We start from the raw sequence: 1,473 nt of genomic DNA on the forward strand, positions 1-1,473 counted from the left end.
GTCTCGGCGGGTGGGTTGGCGATGACGGGGGAGAGGCCGGTGTGGCCTTCGCGGGTTTCGGCGATTTCGTGGATGCGTTTGCGGCAGGCGTACCAGCCGATGACCATCAGGATGGAGGCGATGGCGGTGACGAGCATGGTCAGGGGTGAGTCGATGAAGACCATGATCAGCACGCCGACGAGGAAGAGGAGGCTGAGGTAGCCGGTGTAGGGGGCGCCGAACATGCGGAAGGAGGGGCGTTCGAGCCAGCCTTTGTCGGCCCAGCGTTTGAGTTGGATCTGGCACAGGACGATGGTGGCCCAGGTCATGACGATGCCGACGGAGGCGACGTTGAGGACGATTTCGAAGGCCTGGGCGGGGACGAGGTAGTTCAGCGGGACGCCCAGGAGGGAGACGGCGGCGGTGATGGCGATGCCGCCGTAGGGGACGCCTGCTTTGTTCATGCGGGAGGCGAATTTGGGGGCGGAGCCGTTGACGGACATGGAGCGCAGGATCCGGCCGGTGGAGTAGAGCCCGGCGTTCAGGGAGGACAGGGCGGCGGTGAGGACCACGAGGTTCATGATGACGTCCACGCCCTGGATGCCGATGGAGCCGAAGAACGTTACGAAGGGGCTGACGCCTTTTTCGTAGGAGGTGTAGGGCAGGAGCAGGGCCAGGAGGATCACGGAGCCGACGTAGAACACGGCGATGCGGAAGACCACGGAGTTGATGGCCTTGGGCATGATTTTTTCGGGGTTTTCGGTTTCGCCGGCGGCGGTGCCGACGAGTTCGATGGAGGCGTAGGCGAACAGGACGCCCTGCATGAGGATGATCATGGGCAGCAGGCCGTTGGGGAAGATCCCGCCGTTATCACTGAGCAGGCTGAGGCCGACTTGCTGGCCGTCCACGGGGGTGCCGAAGATGACGAAGTAGGTGCCGACGATGAGGAAGATGACCAGGGCGGCGACTTTGATCAGGGCGAACCAGAATTCCATTTCGCCGAAGACCTTGACCGAGACCAGGTTCAGGGCGAGGACGACGATGAGGGCGGTCAGGGCCCAGGCCCACTGCGGGACGTTGGCCATCCAGGGGATGTAGTTGCCGAAGAAGTGCATGTACAGGGCGGCGGCGGTGATGTCCACGATGGTGGTGGTGGCCCAGTTGATCCAGTAGAACCAGCCGGACACGAACGCGGCTTTTTCGCCGAAGAATTCCCTCGCGTAGGACACGAACGAGCCCGAGGAGGGCCGGTGCAGGACCAGTTCGCCCAGGGCGCGCAGGATCAGGAACGCGAAGAACCCGCACACGGCGTAGGCGATGACCAGGGACGGGCCCGCGGCGTTCAGCCGGCCGCCGGCACCCAGGAACAGGCCGGTACCGATCGCACCGCCGATCGCGATCATCTGGATCTGCCGCGGCTTCAAATTCTTGTGATAGCCCTTATCCTCCGCGTGAAGGGAGCTCTCGGAGGCATGCGCATGCCCACCGTCTATC

Annotated in this window: 1 protein-coding gene; it reads right to left on the reverse strand. The window is 64.0% G+C overall.

Going from position 1 to position 1,473, the window contains the following annotated elements:
• A partial coding sequence (locus BMX78_RS22575) for an amino acid permease (RefSeq protein ID WP_139205084.1) occupies positions 1-1,472 on the reverse strand: 1,472 nt, incomplete at its 3' end.
• Position 1,473: the final 1 nt, after the last annotated feature.

The sequence above is a fragment of the Arthrobacter sp. OV608 genome, assembly GCA_900110595.1.
GTDB lineage: Bacteria > Actinomycetota > Actinomycetes > Actinomycetales > Micrococcaceae > Arthrobacter.